The following is a 24921-nucleotide window of genomic DNA, read 5'->3' as shown; positions in this document are numbered from 1 at the left end:
CCAACGATTGCAGTGCAGCGGAGACCGTTCATGCCCGTTACCCCCAATATTCTTTTACAGGCCACCGCACAGGCCAAGACTCAGGCTGCCTCCGCCAATTCATCGGCGCTGACCGCTGAGCCCGGGGACAAGGCGTCCAGCTTCGCTCAGGTGTATGCCAATCAGGCCCAGAACAAACCCTCTGCGGCGACTGACAGCCCGGTGAAGCCGGTGCGCGATAAAACCCCGGACAGTCCCGGCAAAAAAGACATCGGCAACGACAAGTCTGCCGCCCCTGAGTCGGCAGTTGCCGATAGCGGCAATTCCTTGCCCGCCGACAAACCGGCGCCGAGCGACGACAAGACCGCCAGCGATGAGGCACCAGCTGCCGCCGCAACGCCAGTGGCCGATACCGCGCCGGCCAATCCCGCCGATCCGACCCTCGATCCTTCGTTGGTGCCAGCGTTGCAGCCCGTGGTGACCACCCCGGTTGCCGAGGCACCTCCAGCAGTCGCCGCCGCACAGCCCTTAGCCGAAGTGCCGGGCATGGCCGCGGCGTCCGCAGCAACGGCGACGCCTGTTGCCGCAACGATTGACAGCGATTTCGATCCTGAAGCCGATCCTCTCGATGCATTGCCAGCGGTGCGCTTGGCCATGGAGCAGGGCGGTCATATTTCGGCGGCGAGTCAGGCGCAGTCCAAGGCAGCACCGACCTCTGCCCAATTGCAGGCTGACGGCGAGCCTACGTCGGCGCAGAACTTTGCCGCCGGCATGGTAGGCATGCTCGACGTGCAGGCGGACCAGGACAGCACCAGCCAGGGCGGCGAGAAGGCGTTCAGCGGGTTGATCGATGACGGCCTAAAAGATTTGAAGTCTGCCAGCAGTGATACCCGTGTCGACGATTTCGCCAACCGTCTGGCGGCACTGACTCAAGCGGCCACGCCGAAAACCGCGAATGCCTTGCCGGTGAACCAGCCGATCACCATGAATCAGAGCGGCTGGACTGAAGAAGTGGTCAACCGGGTCATGTACCTGTCCAGCGTCAACCTCAAGGCGGCGGACATCCAGCTGCAACCGGCCGAGTTGGGCCGCCTCGACATTCGGGTGAACATGGTTCCGGATCAGCAGACCCAAGTGACGTTCATGAGCGCGCACCCAAGTGTTCGCGAAGCACTGGACGGCCAGATGCACCGCTTGCGTGAGATGTTTGCGCAGCAGGGCATGGGTCAGGTCGATGTCAACGTTTCCGACCAGTCCCGTGGCTGGCAGGGCCAGGGTCAGGAACAGGCGCAGCAGGGGCAAGGCGGACGCACCAGCGCCGGTGGTGGTCGTGTTGATGGCATGGATGAAGAACTTGCGCCGACGGTGGCCGAAGTGGCGGCCAGCACCACCAGTGTCATCGGTTCCAGCGCCGTCGATTATTACGCCTGATAAACGCAAAAGATCGCAGCCTTCGGCAGCTCCTACAGGGTGTACGTCATCTAAATGTAGGAGCTGCCGGAGGCTGCGATCTTTTGATTTCAGCGCCAGCCTGCCGAACACCCTTTACCCTCCCGACACTTCTGGCATAACACTTGCTCTTGCCTTGCCGTGCGACTGTGAAAACCCGAATAGTGACGGATTATTGGCATGGCGAAGAGTGAAGCTGCAGCAGTAAAAGACCCCGCAACCAAAGGCAAACTCAAGCTGATCATTGTGATCGTGGTGGCCCTGCTGCTGGCGATCGGCTTGTCCGTGGGGGCGACCTGGTTCTTCATGCACAACGCCCAGAGCAAGCCTGCCGCCACGGCTGAAGCCGCCCCGGTCGGCAAGCAGCCAGCGCTTTTCGAGCCAATGGCGCCGGCGTTCGTGGCCAATTACAACCAGAATGGCCGCCAGCGCTACATGCAGGTGAGCATCACCATGCAGGGCCGCAATCAGGCCGATCTGGAAGCGCTCAAAGTGCACATGCCGGTGATCCGCAATAACCTCGTCATGTTGTTCTCCGGACAGGATTTCGCGACGCTCGCGTCGCCGGTCGGTCAGGAAATGTTGCGCCAGAAGGCGACCGCCAGCGTCCAGGAAGTGGCGCAGAAAGAACTCGGCAAAGTGGTCATCGAACAGTTGCTTTTCACCAATTTCGTACTGCAGTAGGAACACGACATGGCCGTGCAGGACCTGCTGTCCCAGGATGAGATCGATGCGCTGTTGCATGGTGTCGACGACGGTCTGGTACAGACCGACACCGCTGCCGAGCCCGGCAGCGTCAAAAGCTACGACCTGACCAGTCAGGACCGGATCGTCCGCGGACGCATGCCGACCCTGGAAATGATCAACGAGCGTTTCGCCCGCTACACCCGCATCAGCATGTTCAACATGCTGCGCCGCTCGGCGGACGTTGCCGTCGGTGGCGTGCAGGTGATGAAGTTCGGCGAATACGTGCACTCGCTGTACGTGCCGACCAGCCTCAACCTGGTCAAGATCAAACCGCTGCGCGGCACTGCGTTGTTCATCCTCGACGCCAAACTGGTGTTTAAGCTGGTGGACAACTTCTTCGGCGGCGATGGCCGTCACGCCAAGATCGAGGGGCGAGAGTTCACCCCGACCGAGTTGCGCGTGGTGCGCATGGTGCTGGAGCAGGCCTTCGTCGACTTGAAGGAAGCCTGGCAGGCGATCATGGAAGTGAACTTCGAGTACATCAACTCGGAAGTGAACCCGGCCATGGCCAACATCGTTGGTCCGAGCGAAGCCGTTGTGGTGTCGACGTTCCACATCGAACTCGACGGCGGTGGCGGCGATCTGCACGTGACCATGCCGTACTCGATGATCGAGCCGGTGCGCGAAATGCTCGACGCCGGCTTCCAGTCGGACCTCGACGATCAGGACGAGCGCTGGGTCAATGCCCTGCGTCAGGACGTGCTGGACGTTGATGTGCCGATCGGCGCCACGGTTGCCCGCCGCCAGTTGCGCCTGCGGGACATTCTGCACATGCAGCCGGGAGACATCATTCCGGTGGAAATGCCGGACGAAATGATCATGCGCGCCAACGGCGTGCCTGCGTTCAAGGTCAAGATGGGCTCGCACAAAGGCAACCTCGCGTTGCAAGTGATCGAGCCGATAGAGCGCCGTTAAGCGGCGCTCCAACCCCTTTGCTATTAACTGCCGGCTCCCGCTCAAGGGCGCCCGCCGAGGACACATGATGGCTAACGATATGAATACCCAGGACGACCAGGCACTGGCCGATGAATGGGCTGCTGCCCTGGAAGAAACCGGTGACGCCGGGCAGGACGACATCGACGCCTTGCTGGCCGCCGACGCCGCAAGCTCGCCGTCCAACCGTCTGCCAATGGAAGAGTTCGGCAGCGTGCCGAAGAACCACGACCCGGTCACGCTGGACGGTCCGAACCTGGACGTGATCCTCGACATTCCGGTGTCGATTTCCATGGAAGTGGGCAGCACTGACATCAACATCCGCAACCTGCTGCAACTCAACCAGGGCTCGGTGATCGAGCTTGATCGTCTGGCCGGCGAACCGCTGGACGTGTTGGTCAACGGCACGTTGATCGCTCATGGCGAAGTGGTTGTGGTCAACGAGAAGTTCGGCATTCGCCTGACCGACGTGATCAGCCCAAGCGAACGCATCAAGAAGCTGCGCTGAGTGAAAACGCTGACAGGGTTGTTGCTGGCCTTGCCGTTCAGTGCGCTGGCGGCCGAACCCGTGGCAAACGCCGCCGCGGCAGCCGCACCTGCGGTCGGAAGCGGGGTGGCGGGGCAATTGACGCAGCTGGTGCTGGGGTTGCTGCTGGTGCTGGGGTTGATCTTTTTCCTCGCCTGGCTGCTGCGTCGGGTCCAGCAGGCAGGGCCGGCGGGCAAGGGGCAGGTGATCGAACTGATCGGCTCCCGCGCGCTGGGTCCGCGTGATCGATTGATGCTGGTGCAGGTCGGCAACGAGCAGATTCTGCTCGGGTTGAGCCCCGGCACCATCACCGCATTGCATGTGCTCAAGGAGCCGGTGCACGTGCCGGTCACCGAGAAAGCCACCCCGGAATTTGCCCAGCGCCTGATGGAGCTGATGGGCAAGGATCAGAAGGATAAGAAGTAATGGGTGCGCTACGCATCATTTTGACGCTGGCCCTGATGCTGGCCGCGCCCCTGGCGTTCGCTGCTGATCCGTTGTCGATCCCGGCGATCACCCTGGGCACCAATGCCGAAGGCGCTCAGGAATATTCGGTCAGCCTGCAAATCCTGCTGATCATGACCGCGCTGAGTTTTATTCCGGCGTTCGTCATGCTGATGACCAGTTTCACCCGGATCATCATTGTCTTCTCGATCCTGCGTCAGGCCCTGGGCCTGCAGCAGACACCGTCGAACCAGATCCTTACGGGGATGGCACTGTTCCTGACCATGTTCATCATGGCGCCGGTTTTTGACCGAGTGAATCAGGACGCCTTGCAGCCGTATCTGGCGGAAAAACTCACCGCTCAGGATGCCGTGGCCAAGGCCCAGGTGCCGATCAAGGACTTCATGCTGGCCCAGACCCGCAGCAGTGATCTGGAGCTGTTCATGCGCCTGTCCAAGCGCACGGATATTGCGACGCCGGATCAGGCGCCCCTGACCATTCTGGTGCCGGCCTTTGTCACTTCTGAATTGAAAACCGCGTTCCAGATCGGCTTTATGATCTTCATTCCGTTCCTGATCATCGACCTGGTCGTCGCCAGTGTGCTGATGGCCATGGGCATGATGATGCTCTCGCCGCTGATCATTTCCCTGCCGTTCAAAATCATGCTGTTCGTGCTGGTGGATGGCTGGGCGTTGATTATCGGCACGCTGGCCAGCAGCTTCGGCGGTGTATCGCCATGACGCCGGAAGTCGCGGTAGACATCTTTCGTGAAGCGCTCTGGCTGACCACCTTGATGGTCGCCGTGCTGGTGATTCCGAGCCTGCTGGTCGGGCTGTTGGTGGCCATGTTCCAGGCCGCCACCCAGATCAACGAACAGACCCTGAGCTTCCTGCCGCGCCTGCTGGTGATGCTGGTCACGCTGATTGTGGCAGGCCCGTGGCTGGTGCAGACCTTCATGGAATACATCCTGCAGTTGTACGGCAACATTCCTCGGGTCATCGGCTAAACCATGTCACTGCTGCAGCTGACCGACACCCAGATCAGTACCTGGGTCGCTTCGTTCATATTGCCGTTGTTTCGCATCGGCGCGGTCCTGATGACCATGCCGATCTTCGGCACGACCCTGGTGCCGACCCGCGTCCGCCTGTATTTCGCCCTGGCAATCACCGTGGTCGTCGTGCCCGGCCTGCCACCCATGCCGCAGGTGCATGCGCTGGACCTGAGTGCGCTGTTGCTGATCGCCGAACAGGTGATTATCGGCGCCTTGATGGGGCTCTCTCTCCAGCTGTTTTTCCAGGCGTTCGTCGTCGCCGGGCAGATCATTTCCATTCAAATGGGCATGGGCTTCGCTTCGATGGTCGACCCCACCAACGGCGTCTCGGCGGCAGTCATCGGGCAGTTTTTGACGATGCTGGTAACCCTGCTGTTTCTCGGCATGAACGGACACTTGGTGGTGTTCGAAGTGTTGACGGAAAGCTTCACCACCTTGCCGGTCGGCAGCGCGATGCTGGTCAACCATTTTTGGGAACTGGCCAACAAGATGGGCTGGGTACTGGGGGCGGCGATGCTGCTGGTCATGCCGGCGATCACGGCGTTGCTGGTGGTCAACATCGCCTTTGGCGTGATGACGCGCGCGGCGCCTCAGCTGAACATTTTTTCCATCGGTTTTCCCCTGACCCTGGTCCTGGGTCTGGTGATTTTCTGGGTCGGTCTCGGCGACATTCTCAATCAGTATCGGCCATTGGCCACCGAGGCCCTGCAGCTGTTACGTGATATGGCACAGGCGCGCTAGCCATGGCCGAGAGCGAGAGCGGTCAGGACAAAACAGAAGACCCCACGGAGAAACGCAAAAAGGACTCGCGGGACAAGGGCGAAATTGCCCGGTCCAAGGAGCTTAATACCCTGGCAACCATGCTGGCCGGTGCTGGCGGCTTGTTGATCTACGGCGGCGGTCTGGCCCAGGACCTGCTGGAAATCATGCGCCTGAACTTTTCCCTGCCACGGGAAGTGTTGCTCTCCCCGGAGGCGATGGGTCGCTACCTCATGCACTCGGGCAAGATCGCAATACTGGCGGTGCAGCCGATACTTTTGGTGCTGTTGCTGGCGGCCTTTTTGGGGCCGATTTCTTTGGGCGGCTGGTTGTTCTCCGGCAAGAGCCTGGCGCCGAAATTCAGCCGGATGAACCCGGCGGCGGGGCTCAAGCGCATGTTCTCCAGCACGGCCCTGATCGAGCTGCTGAAGGCGCTGGCAAAATTTCTGCTGATCCTGTTTGTGGCCTTGACCGTCCTGCAATCCGACATCGACGACCTGTTGCGCATTGCCCATGAGCCGCTTGAGCAGGCGATCATCCACAGTGTGCAACTGGTGGGCTGGAGCACGTTGTGGATGGCGTGCGGGCTGATTCTGATTGCGGCGGTGGATGTGCCGGTGCAAATCTACCAAAGCCAGCAGAAACTGCTGATGACCAAGCAGGAAGTGCGCGACGAGCACAAGGAGCAGGAAGGGAAGCCAGAGGTTAAACAGCGCATCCGTCAACTGCAGCGGGAGATGTCGCAGCGGCGGATGATGGCGGCGATTCCCGAGGCCGACGTGGTCATCACCAACCCGACCCACTACGCCGTGGCGCTCAAGTACGATGCGGAAAAAGGCGGTGCGCCGGTGCTGCTGGCGAAGGGCAGCGACTTCCTCGCCTTGAAGATCCGTGAAATCGCCGTGGCCAATGAGGTGCTGTTGCTGGAATCGCCGGCCCTGGCGCGGTCGATCTTTTACTCCACGGAACTCGAGGAAGAAATTCCGGGCGGCCTTTATCTTGCCGTCGCTCAGGTGCTGGCCTACGTCTACCAGATCCGCCAGCACCGCGCCGGCAAGGGCAAACGCCCTGAACCGCTCAAGGATAATCTGCCGATTCCACCGGATCTGCGGCGCGATTCCTGAAAATGCGCTGACAGGGTCTGCCTCATCGCGGGCAAGCCCGGCTCCCACAGGTCCTGTGGTGGACCCTAATTTTGTAGAGCACCGCGATCATTGTGGGAGCCGGGCTTGCCCGCGATGGATTGAGCTTGAACAACGCAAAGGCCCTGCGAAAAATAAATCTCCTTTTTCTTTTTCCTTGAAGCCGACGTGTGTATCACCAACTGACCCACTACGTGTAAATAAATCTGTCCCCTTTATCACTATTTGTTTATTGGGTCGCTTTTGTTTGTCTTTTTTACTCTTGATTAAATCTTGCGGATGTTTTTCGCGGTCGAAGTAGGGCGGGCGGTGTTTAGAGAAGAATTTGTATTTGGTGCGCGCTGCGTCCTCCTGAGGTCTTTTAAGACAGTGCGGTCGAGAATTGTTTCAGCCTGAAAGTTACGGTAGTGCTGTTGGATGTTGTCGAGAGAAGCAAATTTTTTAGTGGTGGTCCGATGAAGTGACTCAATGACTTTCTGAAAAGTCGGCGATCCAGTAAGTTGGTATGCAGCTATTTTTTTTGTTAAATCTTCTATCGATAGTGTTTTTATAAAGATGGTGCGCTCAAAAAGGGCGTCTGCGCGTTGAACTTCGGTTAGGTTTTGCAGGTTGCGCTCAAAATCACTTCCGTAATACTCGTTAGCTTTTTTAAGTGCCTTAATTACTTTGTCGGTTTTAACGCTGCTCAGTTCTTTGGGTGCCGAGATCTTTATCATGTTACTGATATTGCTGAACCAATTTTGTCCCGTGGGATCTATCCGATTTCTAGGATCTCCACCGCAATATACATACGCGTTAAGACCTCCCTTCCCAAATGGACTTATACTATCCGGGCTGGTAAACCTCATCAACACCGGATTAAACGGCCTATAACCATTCCCCAACAAATACCATCCCGTCTTGGAATCCTGCCGTTCCCCGCAGAAAGCGACCAGACTCAGCAGCCCGCTAGAAGCGGGTCGATGGCCATAAGGTGTGTACGCAATGTGTTGTCGCGGTTGATTAGCCTTGCCTGTGTTCAGCACCGAACGCTGTGGATCGGTGGACAGTAACGCGGTGTCGATCGCATTGCCCTGGCTTTGCTGCTGTGCCAGCAACTGGTCTTCGTGCTGAACGATGGAATAGATCGTCGCACCATGAATTTCAGTGGCCAAACGACCTTTGCAGTAGAAACGCTGATACTTCGGCTCATTCGGTAATGCGCTGGCGACCAGTTTGTCGAGGGCATCGTAGTGATATTGGCAGAGTGGGGTCGTGCTCGGCGATTGCATGGGTAAGAGCTCCGAAAGCCAAAGGTGCAGATTTCAGTATTGGCGAATTCACACAGGCTGGGTACTGACAGAACTGATAGGTTCGCGAAAAAAAAGATAAAAGGGGACGGATTTAGGATAAAAGGGGACGGATTTATTTGCTGCATGAAAAAAAGCGGATTGCGATCACGTTAATCGATGTTGGGATCTTTAGCGGGCCTGCCTTGCCCTCTGTCCAGTATTCGAAGCCCTGTGATGTGTTCTATTTCCTCCACGAAGCGCGGTGCACCTGTCAATTGCCCGCGTTGAAGCGCATTTCTTATTAGCTTCAGTTCTCCACTTGGAGCGGCCTGCTCCACAAATTTTCTATAATGTTCACGGCGAGCGATTTTAGTTGTACCAAACGCCTTGAAACATGGTTCTATATCCAGCCAGTTGTTTTTTGTCGTTTCTGTTACATGCAGACGATAGCTCGACCACGGATAGTTTTCCGCTCTGGAAACGATATGAGCTCTCACAGGATTTAGCTCAATGTATCGGCTGCACGCCATTAAATAGGTATCGCCAACTGACTCACTACGTGTAAATAAATCTGTCCCCTTTCTTTGGAGTCTGTCCCCTTTTTTTTTGGAAATTAAATCTGTCCCCTTTTTTAGTCCGTAAATAAATCCGTCCCCTTTATTTTTATTTCTTTATTGTGTTTATTTTAAAGAGGTTTTTAGTTGTTTAATAAATCCGTATATATTTTTTTAGTTCTTTAGCTCTATTGATAACGCTCCCTGCATTTCTGATCGCATGCATCTCATCTCTATATGATGTTGCTATATCTTTAAAAATTGGGTCTCTAGAGCGTTCGATGTCGATCGTTAATGTTTGAAGGCGTCCTTCACTTATAGTCGGGGTGTCAGGGAATCTATGGTCGACAAGAGTGTTCATTAGTTTTTTGTATTGTTGTGGATGAATTTCAGCGCGTAATGCAGTGGGAAGCTCATGTGATGATAGGTTGCTATTGGTTATGGTTTGAATTGATAGCGACTTTAAGCTTGATGGGTCAGAGGTGATAGGGTTCATGATGGCATTGTAATCGTTTTTAAACGCAGACTGAAGTTGCTGTTTCGCTTTTGGTATTTGTTTTACTATTTTTTGGTTATTTATAAGTGCTAGGGCTTCTTTTCGGCTGGCTCCCGGAGCTAGAAGTATGATTTTATTCCCTATATTTCCAAGTATTTGGCTTTCTATGTATTTAACGAGTGATGAGAGTAATAAGCTACGCCCTGTTCGATCGTCCCAGTTAACTGGGTCTCCCAAACAATATGCATACGTATTGAGCCCGCCTGTCCCAAATGGGCTAAAGGTGTCAGGGCTATTAAACCGCGTCAGCACCGGGTTAAAAGCCCGATATCCATTCCCCAGCAAATAATGTCCAGTCACCGGGTCCCGCCGCTCGCCATTGAAGCCGAGCAGGCTGAACAATGCATTCAAAAACACGCCCCCATACGGCGTATACGCGACGGACTGGGGTGGATCGTTTTCATGGAGCGTCTGCAATACCGAACGCTGTGGATCAGTCACCAACAGTGTAGTTTCGGGGACGCCGCCCTTGATCTGCTGCTGCGCCAGCAATTGGTCACCGCTCTGAACGATGGAATAGCAGGTCGCGCCCTGAATTTCGGTGGCAAGGCGGCTTTTGCAGTAAAACCGCTGGCGCTCTGGCTCGTCCGGCAGCGCGTTGGCGACCAGTCGGTCGAGCGGGTCGTAGCGATATTTGCAAAGCAGGGTTGCGCGCGGCGGTTGCATGGGCGAGTGCTCCGAAGGTCCGTAGTGCTGACGCTCAGTATTGTCGGTATTGCAGGGGAGGGGTACTAACAGAACTGATAGGTTTGCTGAAGCGGGCGCGTTCGATGGACTTCGCGCCGGGCTGGAGGCGGTCGACTTGCGGAGTGGTTTCTCGCAAGTGCACGGGCGGTTTCGGTCCTATCGCGAGCAGGCTCGCTCCCACAGTGAATGGGTGTTGGACAATGATTTCACGGGCGGCCTCGGCCATTGTGGGAGCGAGCCTGCTCGCGATAGCGTCCGTATAGCCAACACTACCTCTGCTGATCAGCCCCCTCCATTTCAACCCCCCGCAAAAGTTGGAAGGCTTCTTGCAGTACCCGCTCTGCGCCTGCTTCGGGCGTCAAAAGTTTGCTTTAAAGGAACGGGGAAAACCGGTGGATCGCTCTCAGTTTATCAACAGTGCCCGTACAAACGCCGCCGACTTGAGTCGGGGCAATCTGGGTGTGCCGCTGTTGCTGCTGGTCATGCTGGCCATGATGATGCTGCCGATCCCGCCGTTCCTGCTGGACGTGTTTTTCACGTTCAACATCGCGTTGTCCATCGTCGTCCTGCTGGTCTGCGTCTACGCCTTGCGCCCGCTGGATTTTGCGGTGTTCCCGACGATTCTGCTGGTGGCCACGCTGATGCGGCTGGCCCTGAACGTGGCCTCCACACGGGTGGTGATGCTTCACGGTCAGGATGGCCATGCCGCCGCCGGCAAGGTGATCCAGGCCTTCGGCGAGGTGGTGATCGGCGGTAACTACGTGGTCGGTATCGTGGTTTTCGCGATTTTGATGATCATCAACTTCGTCGTGGTAACCAAGGGCGCCGGGCGGATTTCCGAGGTCAGCGCGCGTTTCACCCTCGATGCGATGCCCGGCAAACAAATGGCGATCGACGCCGATTTGAACGCCGGCCTGATCGATCAGAATCAGGCCAAGATGCGTCGCATGGAAGTGGCCCAGGAAGCGGAGTTCTACGGCTCCATGGACGGCGCGAGCAAATTCGTGCGCGGTGACGCCATCGCCGGTCTGCTGATTCTGTTCATCAACCTGATCGGCGGCATGGCGGTCGGTATCTTCCAGCACGGCATGACCTTCGGCGATGCCGGCCGGGTGTACGCGCTGTTGACCATCGGTGACGGTTTGGTGGCGCAATTGCCATCACTGCTGTTATCGACAGCCGCGGCGATCATGGTGACCCGTGCTTCCGGTTCGGAAGACATGGGCAAGCAAATCAACCGTCAGATGTTCGCCTCGCCCAAAGCGTTGGCGGTGGCTGCGGCCATCATGGCGGTCATGGGTATAGTGCCCGGCATGCCGCATTTCTCCTTTCTGAGCATGGCGGCCCTCGCGGCTGGTGGCGCCTACCTGTTCTGGAAGAAACAGAACGTGGTCAAGGTCCAGGCCCTGCAAGAGGTCAAGCGTCAGCAGGAGTTGCTGCCTTCGCCGGCCCGCGCACAGGAAACCAAGGAACTTGGCTGGGACGATGTGACGCCGATCGACATGATTGGCCTGGAAGTCGGCTATCGCCTGATCCCGTTGGTTGACCGCAATCAGGGTGGTCAGCTGCTGGCGCGGATCAAGGGCGTGCGCAAGAAGCTGTCACAGGACCTGGGTTTCCTCATGCCGACGGTGCATATCCGTGACAACCTCGACCTGGCGCCCAGTGCTTATCGACTGACCCTGATGGGCGTGATCCTCGCCGAAGCGGAGATTTACCCGGACCGCGAGCTGGCGATCAACCCCGGCCAGGTTTACGGTTCGCTCAACGGCATCACCGCCAAAGATCCGGCTTTCGGGCTGGAGGCGGTCTGGATCGAAATCAGCCAGCGGGCCCAGGCTCAATCACTTGGCTACACTGTGGTCGATGCCAGTACGGTAGTGGCTACGCATTTGAACCAGATTCTGTATAAACACTCCAGCGAGCTGATCGGTCACGAAGAAGTGCAGCAACTCATGCAATTGCTGGCCAAAAGCTCGCCGAAGCTGGCCGAAGAGCTGGTGCCGGGCGTTGTCTCGCTGTCGCAGTTGCTCAAGGTGTTGCAGGCGTTGCTGGCCGAGCAGGTGCCGGTGCGCGACATTCGCAGCATCGCCGAAGCCATCGCGAACAATGCCGCCAAGAGTCAAGATACTGCCGCGCTGGTGGCTGCGGTGCGCGTCGGCGTCTCCCGCGCAATCGTCCAAAGCATTGTAGGGACTGAGTCGGAGCTGCCAGTTATCACGCTGGAGCCAAGGTTGGAACAGATTTTGCTCAATAGTCTTCAGAAGGCAGGACAAGGCTCGGAAGAGGGCGTTCTGCTGGAGCCAAGCATGGCTGAAAAGCTGCAACGCTCGTTGATCGATGCGGCGCAGCGTCAAGAGATGCAAGGTCAACCGGTGATTCTGCTGGTGGCCGGTCCGGTTCGCGCGATGCTCTCGCGATTTGGCCGACTGGCAGTCCCGGGTTTGCATGTGTTGGCTTACCAGGAAATCCCGGACAACAAGCAAGTGACCATCGTTGCGACAGTAGGGCCCAACGGCTGAGGTAGTGGTTCATGCAAGTTAAGCGTTTTTTCGCCGCCGATATGCGTCAGGCCATGAAACTGGTTCGTGATGAGCTGGGCGCTGATGCCGCCATCATTGGCAACCGCCGGATCGCCGGTGGTGTCGAGCTGACGGCTGCCCTCGATTACAAACTGTCGGCGCTGGCCCCGCGTGTTCCGAACATGGAACTCGAGGACGAGCTGCGCAAGACTCAGTCGCGGATTGTCACCGCCCAGGCCGAACTGAGCCTGCGCAGCGATGGCGATAGCGACAAGAGCACCAATCGCCAGTTGTTCGCCGGCCTGCCGTTGACCGCCGCCGAACCGCTGATCGAACCGACCTACACTGAGCCCCGTCGTGCGGAGCCGGCCCCTGCGCCAGCCTCGGGCGGCGTGGACCCGCGTGCATTCGACTCGATGCGTTTCGAACTCAACAGCCTGCGCGAATTGATGGAAGTGCAGCTCGGCTCCCTGGCCTGGAACCAGCTGCAAGGCAGCCGTCCGGCCCAGGCCAATCTCTGGCGTCGACTGCAACGTATCGGTTTGTCCGGTCCGTTGTCCCGAGACCTGCTGGACATGATCACTGGTATTGAAGAACCTCGTCAGGCCTGGCGCATGTTGCTGGCGCACCTGGCGCGGATGATCGCCACACCGGAAGTCGAGCCACTGGAAGAGGGCGGCGTGATTGCCATGGTCGGCCCTGCCGGCATGGGCAAGACCACCACGCTGGCCAAACTGGCGGCACGTTACGTGCTCAAGTACGGCGCGCAGAACATCGCGCTGGTGAGCATGGACAGCTTTCGCATCGGCGCTCAGGAACAACTCAAGACCCTCGGCCGGATTCTCAACGTGTCGGTGACCCACGTCGATCCGGGCCAGTCCCTGGTGCAGGCGCTGGAACCGTTGCTGCGCAAACGCGTGGTGCTGATCGATACCGCGGGCCTTCAGGCCAGCGATCCGGCACTGCGCATGCAGCTCGAAAGCCTGGCCGGGCGTGGCATCAAATCAAAAAATTATCTGGTGCTGGCAACCACCAGCCAGAAACAGGTTCTAACCGCCGCCTATCACAGTTACAAACGCTGCGGGCTCGCTGGCTGCATCCTGACTAAACTGGATGAAACGGCAAGCCTGGGCGAGGTGTTGAGCCTGGCGATCAGTCATGAATTGCCGGTGGCTTACCTGACCGATGGACCGCGGATTCCGGATGATTTGCATCTGCCGCGTCGTCATCAACTGGTGAGCCGCGCTGTCAGTGTGCAAATGCAGGAAGAACCCAGCGAAGAAGCCATGGCTGACATGTTCGCTGATATTTACCACAGCCCGACCAAGCAGGTTGGCTGAGGTATTAATGAACAGTTTTTGTACCTACATCGATGGTCTGCCATGCATTGTTCAGATGATGAACGCGCAGCCAGTAATGTGGCCTCCGTCTATGCAAGACAAGGTAAAGAAATAACATGGGCAGCATGCATCCCGTACAGGTGATCGCGGTGACCGGCGGCAAAGGTGGCGTCGGGAAGACTAACGTGTCAGTGAACTTGTCCCTGGCTCTAGCTGAGCTCGGCCGGCGCGTCATGCTGCTGGACGCCGATCTGGGGCTGGCGAACGTCGACGTCCTGCTGGGACTGACACCCAAACGTACCCTGGCCGACGTGATCGAAGGCCGTTGTGAGCTGCGCGACGTACTGTTGCAGGGCCCCGGCGGCATCCGCATCGTTCCGGCCGCGTCCGGCACTCAGAGCATGGTGCACTTGAGCCCGGCTCAACACGCCGGCCTGATCCAGGCCTTCAGCGACATCGGCGACAACCTCGACGTACTCGTCATCGACACCGCTGCGGGTATTGGTGACTCGGTAGTCAGTTTCGTACGCGCCGCGCAAGAAGTGTTGCTGGTGGTCTGCGACGAGCCGACTTCGATCACGGACGCCTACGCACTGATCAAACTGCTTAACCGCGACTACGGCATGAACCGCTTCCGCGTCCTGGCCAACATGGCCCAGAGCCCGCAAGAAGGTCGCAACCTGTTCGCCAAGTTGACCAAGGTCACGGACCGCTTCCTCGACGTCGCCTTACAATACGTCGGCGCAGTGCCGTACGACGAAAGCGTGCGCAAGGCGGTGCAGAAGCAGCGCGCGGTTTATGAAGCGTTCCCGCGTTCCAAGTGCTCCCTGGCCTTCAAGGCCATCGCACAAAAGGTCGATACCTGGCCGCTGCCCGCCAACCCGCGCGGGCACCTGGAGTTTTTCGTCGAGCGCCTCGTGCAACAAACGGCAGGACCCGTGCTATGACAGCCAGCGGCTACAACCTTTACAAGAAGTCGGCACGTGACGCGCAGTACGAGTTGATCGAGCGTTACGCGCCACTGGTCAAGCGCATTGCCTACCACTTGCTGGCGCGTTTGCCGGCCAGTGTCCAGGTGGAAGACCTGATCCAGGCCGGGATGATCGGCCTGCTCGAAGTGTCGACCAAATACGACGCCAGCAAAGGCGCAAGTTTCGAGACGTACGCGGGCATCCGGATCCGCGGCGCCATGCTTGATGAAGTGCGCAAAGGTGACTGGGCGCCACGTTCGGTCCACCGCAATACCCGCATGGTCAGCGACGCAATTCGCTCTATTGAAGCTAAAACCGGCCGTGACGCTAAAGATCACGAAGTTGCGGCCGAACTCCAATTGAGTCTCGACGATTATTACGGGATTCTGAACGACACCCTGGGCAGCCGGTTATTCAGTTTCGACGATCTGTTGCAGGACGGCGAACACGAAGGGCTGCACGAGGATGGCGCGAGTGCTCATCTCGAGCCGTCACGCGACCTGGAAGATGAACGCTTCCAGGCAGCACTGGCGGACGCGATTGCCAATTTGCCGGAGCGTGAGCGACTGGTGTTGGCGCTGTACTACGACGAAGAGTTGAATCTCAAGGAAATCGGTGAAGTCCTGGGGGTCAGCGAATCTCGGGTCAGCCAGTTACACAGCCAGTGCGCGGCCCGTTTGCGGGGGCGTTTGGGGGAGTGGCGAGCGCGCTGAAGGCAGTGTGGGGACACTGCGAACGTGGCTGGTGTGGTGATGAACCGCGCCGGTCGCGATCTGTTGTGCTCCAGACAGTCATTGAGTGCTTTTGCCGGATTGAATGAAATGGCGCGTCCAGGTGCTGGGCGCGTTTAAGACTGCTTGGAGGTCGAATTGGACAAGAACATGAAAATCCTCATCGTTGATGACTTCTCAACGATGCGGCGGATCATTAAAAACCTGTTGCGTGACCTTGGGTTCACCAACACGGTCGAGGCTGACGATGGCATCACTGCCATTCCAGTCCTCAACAGCGGCAGCATCGACTTTCTGGTAACGGACTGGAACATGCCGGGCATGACCGGCATCGATCTGCTGCGCCACGTGCGTGCCGATGAGAAGCTCAAGAGCCTGCCCGTACTGATGGTGACTGCTGAAGCCAAGCGCGAACAGATCATCGAAGCGGCCCAGGCCGGTGTTAACGGCTATGTGGTCAAGCCCTTCACGGCCCAGGCGTTGAAAGACAAAATCGAGAAGATTTTCGAACGCATCGGTTGAGAAATTGCGCCACGGGGGAGCTATGGACCACAACGAATCTTCACAGGGCGATTTTGAATCGACCCTGAAAAAACACGCGGTCGAACTGGTCGAAAGCCTTGAAAAAGGCAAGTTCGGCGACGCTGTGCAACTGATCCATGAGCTCAATCAGACCCGTGACCGCGGCCTGTATCAGGAAGTGGGCAAGCTCACTCGCGAGCTGCATAGCGCGATCGTCAATTTCCAGATTGACCCGCACATGCCGCAAGCCGAGGAAGTGTCCCAGATTACCGACGCCACCGAGCGTCTGGGTTATGTGGTCAAGCTGACGGAGGCCGCCGCCAACCGCACCATGGACCTGGTGGAAAACTCCACGCCGCTGGTCAACAGCCTGAGCGATGAAGCCCAGGCGCTGAGCACGGATTGGGGACGGTTCATGCGGCGCGAAGTCGGGGCTGAAGAGTTCCGCGAACTGGCACGGCGTGTCGACGGTTTCCTGATACGCAGCAGCGCGGACAACCGTGTGGTGTCGAGCAACCTCAATGACATTCTGCTCGCCCAGGATTACCAGGACCTCACCGGTCAGGTGATCAAGCGTGTGACCCAGTTGGTCACCGAAGTGGAAAGTAACTTGCTCAAACTTGTGCTGATGGCCAGTCAGGTGGACCGCTTCGCGGGCATCGAACATGACCGTGAAGCCATGCTTGCAGAAAAAGATCCGCAAAAACATCTCTCTCAGGGTGAAGGTCCGCAGATTCATGCCGATAAAAGAGAAGACGTTGTGTCCGGTCAGGACGATGTGGACGATTTGCTATCCAGCCTAGGGTTTTAGAATTTTAGGTATTTTAGGTTTTTAGACCTGTAGGAGCACCCCCCTTAATGAGCTTCGGCGCCGATGAAGAGATCCTTCAGGATTTCCTGGTTGAGGCCGGCGAGATTCTAGAGCAACTGTCCGAGCAACTGGTCGAGCTTGAAAGCCGACCGGATGATGCGGATTTGCTCAATGCAATTTTTCGCGGTTTTCACACTGTAAAAGGGGGCGCCGGCTTCCTCCAGCTCAACGAGCTGGTGGAGTGCTGTCACATCGCCGAGAACGTGTTCGACATCCTGCGCAAGGGTGAGCGTCGCGTCGACTCGGAACTGATGGACGTGGTTCTCGAAGCGCTGGACGCAGTGAACGGCATGTTCACCGAAGTTCGCGAGCGCAGCCCGATCACGGCGGCCACGCCTGAATTGCTCGCGGCGCTGGCCCGTCTGGCCGAGCCGCAATCCGCCGATCAAGCTGCACCCGTGGCGGAAGTGGCGCAAGAACCGGCTGCAGAAGCCGAATCGGGCGACATTACCGATAACGAATTCGAACAATTGCTGGACTCGCTGAACGCCGTCAAGGCTCAGGCCGAGGCGCCAGTGGCTGCGCCCATCGCATCGACCGGTACGCCGGCCAGTGACGAAATCACCGATGCCGAGTTCGAGTCGTTGCTCGACCAACTGCACGGCAAAGGCCAGTTCGCCGTCGATGCGGTGGCAGCACCGGCTGCACCCGCCGCCCCGGTTGCCCCGAAAGCGCCAGGCGACAGCTCCGACATTACAGACGATGAATTTGAAGCCCTGCTCGATCAGCTGCACGGCAAGGGCAACTTTGCCGTCGATGCGCTGGAGTCGGCCATTGCCTCGGTACCGACCCCGGCTGCGCCAACCGCAGCAGTGGCCGGCGGCGACCTGATCTCGGATCACGAGTTCGAATCGCTGCTCGACGAATTGCACGGTAAAGGCAAGTTCACTGAAGTCGGTTCGGCGTCGTCCTCGGTCGCAGCGCCTGTCGCCAAAGCGGCGGCACCTGTGGCTAAAGCGCCCGCGCCGAAAGCCGAAGCACCGAAGCCTGCCGCTGCCGCTGCCGCAGCGCCGGCACCTGCTCGTGCACCGTCCGCGCCACCGGCGGAAAAACCGGCCAGCGAAGCCGAGACCACTGTTCGGGTCGACACCGCGCGTCTCGACGAAATCATGAACATGGTCGGCGAGCTGGTGCTGGTGCGTAACCGCCTGGTCCGCCTGGGCGCCAACAGCGCCGACGAGGCCATGTCCAAGGCTGTGTCGAACCTCGACGTGGTCACGGCCGACCTGCAAACCGCGGTCATGAAGACCCGGATGCAACCGATCAAGAAAGTCTTCGGGCGCTTCCCGCGTCTGGTTCGCGACCTGGCTCGCCAGCTCAAGAAAGAGATCAACCTGGAGCTGGTCGGTGAAGAAACTGACCTCGACAAGAACCTCGTCGAGGCCTTGGCCGACCCGCTGGTCCACTTGGTGCGTAACTCGGTCGACCACGGTATCGAAGAACCGGCTGATCGCGAAGCGATGGGCAAGCCGCGCAGCGGCAAGGTGATTCTGTCCGCCGAACAGGAAGGCGACCACATCCTGCTGTCCATCTCCGATGACGGCAAGGGCATGGACGCCGACGTGTTGCGCGGTATCGCGGTGAAGAAAGGCTTGATGGACAAGGATGCGGCGGACCGTCTCAGCGAGTCCGACTGCTTCAACCTGATCTTCGCCCCGGGTTTCTCGACCAAGACCGAGATCTCCGACGTGTCGGGTCGTGGCGTGGGCATGGACGTGGTGAAAACCAAGATCGCCCAGCTCAACGGCACCATCAATATCTACTCGACCAAGGGCAAAGGCTCGAAGATCGTCATCAAGGTGCCGTTGACCCTGGCGATCATGCCGACGCTGATGGTCATGCTCGGCAACCAGGCGTTTGCGTTCCCGCTGGTGAACGTCAACGAGATTTTCCACCTCGACCTGTCGCGCACCAATGTGGTCGACGGCCAGGAAGTGGTGATCGTGCGGGACAAGGCGCTGCCACTGTTTTACCTCAAGCGCTGGCTGGTCAGCTCCGCCGCTCATGAAGAGCAACGCGAGGGCCATGTGGTGATCCTTTCGGTGGGCACCCAGCGGATCGGCTTCGTCGTCGATCAACTGGTGGGCCAGGAAGAAGTGGTCATCAAGCCATTGGGCAAAATGCTCCAGGGAACCCCGGGCATGTCGGGCGCCACCATTACCGGTGACGGCCGCATCGCGCTGATTCTCGATGTGCCGAGCATGCTCAAGCGTTACGCCGCACGGCGTATTTGATTCTGGGGGAGCGGGGCGACTGCGCCTCGCCCCGCCTAACGGAGTGTTTATGGTAGTCAAAGTCCTGGTGGTGGACGATTCGGGGTTTTTCCGCCGCCGCGTCTCGGAAATTCTTTCAGCAGATGCGAATATCCAGGTCGTCGGCACGGCGACCAACGGAAAAGAGGCGATCGATCAGGCGCTGGCCCTCAAGCCAGACGTGATCACCATGGACTACGAAATGCCGATGATGGACGGCATCACGGCCGTGCGGCACATCATGCAGCGCTGCCCGACCCCGGTGTTGATGTTCTCCTCGCTGACCCACGAAGGCGCCCGGGTCACACTGGATGCGCTGGACGCCGGCGCGGTGGATTTCCTGCCGAAGAATTTCGAAGATATCTCGCGCAATCCCGATAAGGTCAAGCAACTGCTGTGCGAGAAGATTCTCAGCATCTCGCGCAGTAACCGTCGCGTCAGCACTTACAGCGCGCCGGCTCCGGTCGCGGCGCCAGCCCCGGCGCCGATGCCTTCCAGCATTGGCAGTTATGGCAGCAGCGCGCCCGCACGTCCGGCGCCGACTCCGGTCCGTACGCCGGCGCATGCACCGTCGTCGTCGCCCGCACCGAAACGCAAAGCCTACAAACTGGTTGCCATCGGCACCTCCACCGGTGGTCCGGTTGCCCTGCAACGGGTGTTGACTCAGTTGCCGGCCAACTTCCCGGCCCCGATCGTGCTGATCCAGCACATGCCGGCCGCGTTTACCAAGGCGTTCGCCGAGCGTCTGGACAAGCTCTGCCGCATCAGCGTCAAGGAAGCCGAGGATGGCGACATCCTGCGTCCGGGCCTGGCGTTGCTGGCGCCGGGTGGCAAGCAAATGATGATCGACGGCCGTGGCGCGGTGAAGATCCTGCCGGGCGACGAACGTCTGAACTACAAGCCGTGCGTGGACATCACCTTCGGTTCGGCAGCCAAGTCCTACGGTGACAAAGTTCTGGCGGTGGTGTTGACCGGCATGGGCGCCGACGGTCGTGAAGGCGCGCGTCTGCTCAAGCAGGGCGGCAGCTCGATCTGGGCTCAGGATGAAGCCAGCTGCGTGATCTACGGCATGCCGATGGCCATCGTCAAAGCCGAACTCGCCGATGCGATTTACGGCCTCGACGATATCGGCAAGCACCTGGTCGAGGCGTGTATCTGATGGATGTACTCAGCCTTATCGGGATCATCATGGCGTTCGTCGCCATCATCGGCGGCAACTACCTTGAAGGCGGTCACCTCGGCGCGCTGGCCAACGGCCCGGCCGCATTGATCGTGATCGGCGGGACCGTTGGCGCGGCGCTGCTGCAATCGCCGATGAGCGCGTTCAAGCGTGCCATGCAGATTCTTGGCTGGATTTTGTTTCCGCCTCGCGTGGATCTGGCCGGCGGTATTGATCGCGTCGTCAACTGGAGCCTGACCGCACGCAAGGAAGGCCTGCTCGGTCTGGAAGGCGTGGCCGATGCCGAGCCCGACAGCTACTCGCGAAAAGGCTTGCAACTGTTGGTTGACGGTGCCGAGCCGGAAGCGATTCGCAGCATCCTCGAAGTGGATTTCTACACCCAGGAAAGCCGCGACATCGAAGCCGCCAAAGTCTTTGAAAGCATGGGCGGCTATGCGCCGACCATCGGCATCATCGGTGCGGTGATGGGCCTGATCCATGTGATGGGCAACCTGGCCGATCCGTCGCAACTGGGCAGCGGCATTGCCGTGGCCTTCGTTGCCACCATCTACGGCGTGGCCAGTGCCAACCTGGTGTTGCTGCCCGTCGCCGCCAAACTCAAAGCCGTTGCCTTGCGCCAGTCGCGTTATCGCGAAATGTTGCTGGAAGGCATTCTGTCGATCGCCGAAGGTGAAAACCCTCGCTCTATTGAGTTGAAGCTTCAGGGCTTCATGGATTGATGGGGGGCATGGAGAATGGCTCGTCGCCGGCAACCTGAAGAACACGTCAACCACGAACGCTGGCTGGTTTCCTACGCCGACTTCATCACGTTGCTGTTCGCTTTTTTCGTGGTGATGTACTCGATCTCTTCGATCAACGAAGGCAAGTACAAAGTCATCTCGGAAGCGTTGATTGGCGTGTTCACCGATTCGGACCGTGCGCTCAAGCCCATTCCGATCGGCGAGGAGCGTCCGAAAACCGTGACCCCGGCCAAACCGCTGGTCAAAGACGCCGAGCAGGTCGACGCCGGAATCGCCGGTGCCAGCGATCCACTGAAAAGCATCGCCGATGACATCAGTGCCGCGTTTGGTGATTTGATCAGCGCCAATCAGATGACTGTGCGTGGCAACGAGTTGTGGGTCGAGATCGAACTCAACTCCAGTCTGTTGTTCGGCAGTGGCGATGCCATGCCCAGCGACATCGCGTTCAACATCATCGACAAGGTGGCGGTAATTCTGAAGCCGTTCGACAACCCGATTCACGTCGAAGGTTTCACCGACGATCAGCCGATTCGTACCGCGCAGTACCCGACCAACTGGGAATTGTCCTCGGCCCGTTCGGCGAGCATCGTGCGCATGCTGGCGATGCAGGGTGTGAACCCCGGTCGACTGGCCTCGGTGGGTTACGGCGAATTCCAGCCGGTGGCGAATAACGCGACTGCCGAAGGACGGGCGCGTAACCGTCGGGTGGTGTTGGTGGTGTCACGAAATCTCGATGTCCGTCGCAGCCTCACCGGCACCGGAACCGCGCATGCGCAGCCGGATGCCGCGTTGAAGCGCGCTGGCACACAAACTGCACCTGCACCGGTCAAGTCGCCGGGACGAGAGAGCGCCGTCAATTCTCCGTCACCCGCATTAACACGTTGAGCTATTTCTCGGTTGGCATCTGCGGCCGGGAGGAACAATCCGAATGAGAGTCTGGGCAGTCGCCAATCAAAAGGGTGGTGTCGGTAAAACCACTTCCTCCATCGCTTTAGCCGGGTTACTGGCCGAGGCGGGCAAGCGCGTGGTCGTGGTCGATCTCGACCCCCACGGCTCAATGACCAGCTACTTTGGTTACGACCCCGACGCTCTGGAACACAGCAGCTACGACTTGTTCCTGCACAAGGGCAGCGTGCCCCAGGGCTTGCCCGGGCAATTGTTGTTGCCCACCAGTCACGCGAGTATTTCCCTGCTGCCGTCGAGCACCGCGCTGGCGACGCTTGAGCGTCAGTCGCCGGGCCAGAGTGGCCTGGGCCTGGTGATTGCCAAGAGCCTGGCGCAACTGTGGCAGGATTTCGATTACGCAGTGATCGACAGCCCGCCGTTGCTCGGCGTGCTGATGGTCAATGCCTTGGCGGCCAGTCAGCAATTGGTGATCCCGGTGCAGACCGAACACTTGGCGGTCAAGGGCCTGGAGCGCATGGTCAACACCCTGGCCATGATCAACCGTTCACGCAAACAGCCTCTGGCTTTCAGCATCGTGCCGACCTTGTTCGACCGTCGCACTCAAGCTTCCCTGGGAACCTTGCGAGTGTTGCGCGACAAGTACCCGGAAGAAATCTGGCAGGGCTACATCCCGGTCGACACGCGTTTGCGTGACGCCAGCCGCGCCGGCGTCACACCTTCGCAATTCGACAGCAAGAGCCGCGGCGTGCTGGCGTATCGCGCGTTGCTCAAGCACATGCTGACGCAGCAATCCGTTGCGCAGGTGGCCTGACATGAAATCAATTCCCGTAGGAGCTGCCGCAGGCTGCGATCTTTTGATCCGGTTCTGTGGCGCCTTTGACATGGCCAAAAGATCGCAGCCTTCGGCAGCTCCTACAAAGGGGCGCGCATGAACCGGCCGGTGAAGATCACTTCGCGTCCGCAACTGGCGCTTCAGTCCTATCTGGAAAGCTTGCTGATGGAGGCGACGGAAGAGTTGCCGCCACCCGTCCAGGCCATTCCCGAAGTGATCGAAGCCGAAGCGGCGTTGGACGAGTTCCAGGCGGCAGTGCTTGAAGAGCAGGCGCGCGATGCGCAGAAACCCGCCATCGTCGCCGCGCCGGTGGCTGTGCCGGAGGTTAAAGCACCGGTGGTTCTGCTCGAAGCCCCGACGCCGGTTCTGACGCCCGTTTCGACCATCGCGCCGCTGCTGCAAGCCTTGGTGCCGCCGGTCGTCGAAGTTCATTTGCCACCGAGCAACACGCCGCCACCGGTAGACACCGATGGTCGTCCGGCATGGGCTGCCGAGCCGTTTGAATGCCTGTTGTTCGATGTCGCCGGCCTGACCCTCGCGGTGCCGCTGGTGTGCCTGGGCTCGATTTATTCATTGGCAGGGCACGAGCTGACGCCGTTGTTCGGGCAGCCGGAATGGTTCCTCGGGATTCTGCCAAGCCAGGCCGGCAACCTGAAAGTGCTCGATACCGCCCGTTGGGTCATGCCCGACCGCTACCGCGATGACTTCCGTCAGGGCCTGCAATACGTGATCTCGGTGCAGGGCTATGAGTGGGGGCTGGCCGTGCATCAGGTCAGCCGCTCGTTGCGCCTGGACCCGAATGAAATCAAATGGCGCAGCCACCGTGGTCAACGGCCATGGCTGGCGGGCACAGTGATTGAACACATGTGTGCATTGCTCGACGTTGCCGCACTGGCCGAGCTGATCGCCAGCGGTGGGGCGAAGCACATGGGCGGCAGCAAGCCGACCCACAAACCAACATAAAAACACGCGGGGCAAAGTGACTTGCCGTCGCACCGAACACACACCGCCAAGGGCGGTTTTTCGAGGGGTCAGGGTATGAATGATAAGGCGTCGTCTGCAAAAGGTTCCGAAGATCCGATCCTGCAATGGGTAACCTTCAAACTGGACAATGAAACCTACGGCATCAACGTGATGCGCGTTCAGGAAGTCCTGCGTTACACCGAAATCGCTCCGGTCCCGGGTGCCCCGAGCTACGTGCTGGGTATCATCAACCTGCGCGGTAATGTGGTCACCGTAATCGACACCCGTCAGCGCTTCGGCCTGATGAATGCCGAAATCAGCGACAACACCCGGATCGTCATCATCGAAGCCGACAAGCAAGTGGTCGGCATCATGGTCGACAGCGTTGCCGAAGTGGTTTACCTGCGTCAGTCGGAAATCGAAACCGCGCCGAACGTGGGTAACGAAGAGTCCGCCAAGTTCATTCAGGGCGTGTGCAACAAGAACAACGAATTGCTGATTCTGGTCGAGCTGGACAAGATGATGAGCGAAGAAGAATGGTCGGACCTGGAGAACATCTGATTGATTCTTGAGGTTGCGGTCATTGTCCTGTTCCTCTTCTGGGCAGGCACGCTGGCGATGTTTCTGGCGTACATACGCGGTCAGCGGCTGATCGCCGCGCAACAGGCTGAAGGCGATGCGCTGCGCGATCAGCGCATTAAGGACCTGGGCAAGCGCGTCGACAACTACCAGAGCGGCAACGTGCGCATGGGTGAAGACTTGCATGAGCTGCGCGCGGTCGTCGGCCCGTTGCCGGACAAGCTGGCTCAGCTTGAGCAGCGCGACCCGTCGAGCCTGTCGTTTGCCCAGGCGGCACGATTGGTCGGGATGGGCGCTACCGCGGATGAACTGACTCAGTCCTGCGGGTTGACCCAGGCCGAGGCGGAGTTGATGCGCAAGTTGCACAAGAACTGAAAGATCAAAAGATCGCAGCCTTCGGCGGCTCCTACCGGG

The 24921-nt window shown here is 58.9% G+C and carries 26 protein-coding genes; 23 read left to right on the top strand and 3 right to left on the bottom strand.

Annotated features, from left to right (window positions below; genetic code table 11):
* The first annotated feature begins 30 nt into the window (after positions 1–30).
* The 9 genes from F8N62_RS19230 to flhB all read left to right on the top strand — a co-directional run bounded on the left by F8N62_RS19230 (position 31) and on the right by flhB (position 7012).
* On the top strand, positions 31–1410 hold the full coding sequence (locus F8N62_RS19230) for a flagellar hook-length control protein FliK (protein WP_150712157.1): 1380 nt from the start codon (positions 31–33) through the stop codon (positions 1408–1410).
* A 198-nt stretch (positions 1411–1608) separates the two neighbouring features.
* Positions 1609–2112: a flagellar basal body-associated protein FliL gene (gene fliL / locus F8N62_RS19225; protein ID WP_150712156.1), complete on the top strand. Its 504-nt coding sequence runs from the start codon at positions 1609–1611 to the stop codon at positions 2110–2112.
* Between the two features lie 9 nt (positions 2113–2121).
* Positions 2122–3090: a flagellar motor switch protein FliM gene (fliM, locus tag F8N62_RS19220; RefSeq protein ID WP_150712155.1), complete on the top strand. Its 969-nt coding sequence runs from the start codon at positions 2122–2124 to the stop codon at positions 3088–3090.
* A gap of 67 nt (positions 3091–3157) precedes the next feature.
* The gene (gene fliN, locus F8N62_RS19215) at positions 3158–3616 is read left to right on the top strand and encodes a flagellar motor switch protein FliN (protein WP_150712154.1); all 459 of its coding nucleotides are present in this window, start codon (positions 3158–3160) and stop codon (positions 3614–3616) included.
* On the top strand, positions 3617–4060 hold the full coding sequence (gene fliO / locus F8N62_RS19210) for a flagellar biosynthetic protein FliO (RefSeq protein WP_150712153.1): 444 nt from the start codon (positions 3617–3619) through the stop codon (positions 4058–4060).
* Positions 4060–4818, top strand: a complete 759-nt coding sequence (fliP, locus tag F8N62_RS19205) for a flagellar type III secretion system pore protein FliP (protein WP_150712152.1) — start codon at positions 4060–4062, stop codon at positions 4816–4818. Before fliO ends, fliP begins: the two co-directional genes overlap by 1 nt.
* A complete protein-coding gene (gene fliQ / locus F8N62_RS19200; RefSeq protein WP_150712151.1) occupies positions 4815–5084 on the top strand; it encodes a flagellar biosynthesis protein FliQ in 270 nt (89 codons plus the stop codon). Before fliP ends, fliQ begins: the two co-directional genes overlap by 4 nt.
* Positions 5085–5087: 3 nt before the next feature.
* Positions 5088–5870, top strand: a complete 783-nt coding sequence (fliR, locus tag F8N62_RS19195; RefSeq protein ID WP_150712150.1) for a flagellar biosynthetic protein FliR — start codon at positions 5088–5090, stop codon at positions 5868–5870.
* 2 nt (positions 5871–5872) lie between these two features.
* Positions 5873–7012: a flagellar biosynthesis protein FlhB gene (gene flhB, locus F8N62_RS19190; RefSeq protein ID WP_150712149.1), complete on the top strand. Its 1140-nt coding sequence runs from the start codon at positions 5873–5875 to the stop codon at positions 7010–7012.
* Between the two features lie 284 nt (positions 7013–7296).
* Here flhB and F8N62_RS19185 read toward each other — a convergent pair whose 3' ends face one another.
* The 3 genes from F8N62_RS19185 to F8N62_RS19175 all read right to left on the bottom strand — a co-directional run bounded on the left by F8N62_RS19185 (position 7297) and on the right by F8N62_RS19175 (position 10077).
* A complete protein-coding gene (locus tag F8N62_RS19185; RefSeq protein WP_150712148.1) occupies positions 7297–8301 on the bottom strand; it encodes an RHS repeat-associated core domain-containing protein in 1005 nt (334 codons plus the stop codon).
* Positions 8302–8471: 170 nt separating this feature from the next.
* A complete protein-coding gene (locus F8N62_RS19180; RefSeq protein ID WP_150712147.1) occupies positions 8472–8798 on the bottom strand; it encodes a hypothetical protein in 327 nt (108 codons plus the stop codon).
* Between the two features lie 208 nt (positions 8799–9006).
* Complete coding sequence (locus F8N62_RS19175; RefSeq protein ID WP_150712146.1) at positions 9007–10077, bottom strand: RHS repeat-associated core domain-containing protein; 1071 nt, start codon at positions 10075–10077, stop codon at positions 9007–9009.
* A gap of 413 nt (positions 10078–10490) precedes the next feature.
* Here F8N62_RS19175 and flhA point away from each other — a divergent pair, with 413 nt between their 5' ends.
* The 14 genes from flhA (at position 10491) to F8N62_RS19105 (ending at position 24882) form a co-directional block, all read left to right on the top strand.
* Positions 10491–12620 (top strand): flagellar biosynthesis protein FlhA, encoded by a 2130-nt coding sequence (flhA, locus tag F8N62_RS19170; protein WP_150712145.1) that lies wholly within the window; start codon positions 10491–10493, stop codon positions 12618–12620.
* An 11-nt stretch (positions 12621–12631) separates the two neighbouring features.
* Positions 12632–13960: a flagellar biosynthesis protein FlhF gene (gene flhF, locus F8N62_RS19165; RefSeq protein ID WP_150712144.1), complete on the top strand. Its 1329-nt coding sequence runs from the start codon at positions 12632–12634 to the stop codon at positions 13958–13960.
* Positions 13961–14076: 116 nt separating this feature from the next.
* Positions 14077–14907 (top strand): flagellar synthesis regulator FleN, encoded by an 831-nt coding sequence (fleN, locus tag F8N62_RS19160; RefSeq protein ID WP_008001746.1) that lies wholly within the window; start codon positions 14077–14079, stop codon positions 14905–14907.
* Positions 14904–15644: an RNA polymerase sigma factor FliA gene (gene fliA / locus F8N62_RS19155; protein ID WP_007894214.1), complete on the top strand. Its 741-nt coding sequence runs from the start codon at positions 14904–14906 to the stop codon at positions 15642–15644. The genes fleN and fliA overlap by 4 nt, the downstream gene beginning before the upstream one ends.
* 168 nt (positions 15645–15812) lie before the next feature.
* The gene (locus F8N62_RS19150; protein ID WP_178113559.1) at positions 15813–16184 is read left to right on the top strand and encodes a chemotaxis response regulator CheY; all 372 of its coding nucleotides are present in this window, start codon (positions 15813–15815) and stop codon (positions 16182–16184) included.
* Between the two features lie 22 nt (positions 16185–16206).
* Positions 16207–16995, top strand: a complete 789-nt coding sequence (locus F8N62_RS19145; RefSeq protein ID WP_150712143.1) for a protein phosphatase CheZ — start codon at positions 16207–16209, stop codon at positions 16993–16995.
* Positions 16996–17042: 47 nt separating this feature from the next.
* A complete protein-coding gene (locus F8N62_RS19140) occupies positions 17043–19289 on the top strand; it encodes a chemotaxis protein CheA (RefSeq protein WP_150712142.1) in 2247 nt (748 codons plus the stop codon).
* Between the two features lie 49 nt (positions 19290–19338).
* Positions 19339–20466, top strand: a complete 1128-nt coding sequence (locus tag F8N62_RS19135) for a protein-glutamate methylesterase/protein-glutamine glutaminase (protein ID WP_150712141.1) — start codon at positions 19339–19341, stop codon at positions 20464–20466.
* On the top strand, positions 20466–21206 hold the full coding sequence (locus tag F8N62_RS19130; RefSeq protein ID WP_150712140.1) for a flagellar motor protein: 741 nt from the start codon (positions 20466–20468) through the stop codon (positions 21204–21206). The genes F8N62_RS19135 and F8N62_RS19130 overlap by 1 nt, the downstream gene beginning before the upstream one ends.
* Before the next feature lie 15 nt (positions 21207–21221).
* Entirely contained in the window at positions 21222–22112 is an 891-nt protein-coding gene (gene motD, locus F8N62_RS19125) for a flagellar motor protein MotD (protein ID WP_150712139.1), read from the top strand.
* Between the two features lie 43 nt (positions 22113–22155).
* Positions 22156–22944 (top strand): ParA family protein, encoded by a 789-nt coding sequence (locus F8N62_RS19120; protein ID WP_150712138.1) that lies wholly within the window; start codon positions 22156–22158, stop codon positions 22942–22944.
* Positions 22945–23061: 117 nt separating this feature from the next.
* On the top strand, positions 23062–23928 hold the full coding sequence (locus tag F8N62_RS19115; protein WP_150712137.1) for a CheW domain-containing protein: 867 nt from the start codon (positions 23062–23064) through the stop codon (positions 23926–23928).
* A 75-nt stretch (positions 23929–24003) separates the two neighbouring features.
* Complete coding sequence (locus F8N62_RS19110) at positions 24004–24489, top strand: chemotaxis protein CheW (RefSeq protein WP_131061597.1); 486 nt, start codon at positions 24004–24006, stop codon at positions 24487–24489.
* The gene (locus F8N62_RS19105; protein WP_150712136.1) at positions 24490–24882 is read left to right on the top strand and encodes a DUF2802 domain-containing protein; all 393 of its coding nucleotides are present in this window, start codon (positions 24490–24492) and stop codon (positions 24880–24882) included.
* Positions 24883–24921: the final 39 nt, after the last annotated feature.

Origin of the sequence: Pseudomonas fluorescens (genome assembly GCF_902497785.1) — a bacterium.
Classification (GTDB): Bacteria; Pseudomonadota; Gammaproteobacteria; order Pseudomonadales; family Pseudomonadaceae; genus Aquipseudomonas; species Aquipseudomonas fluorescens_BO.
Note: the sequence above shows the minus strand (reverse complement) of the source record. Positions and strands in the feature narration are given on the sequence as shown.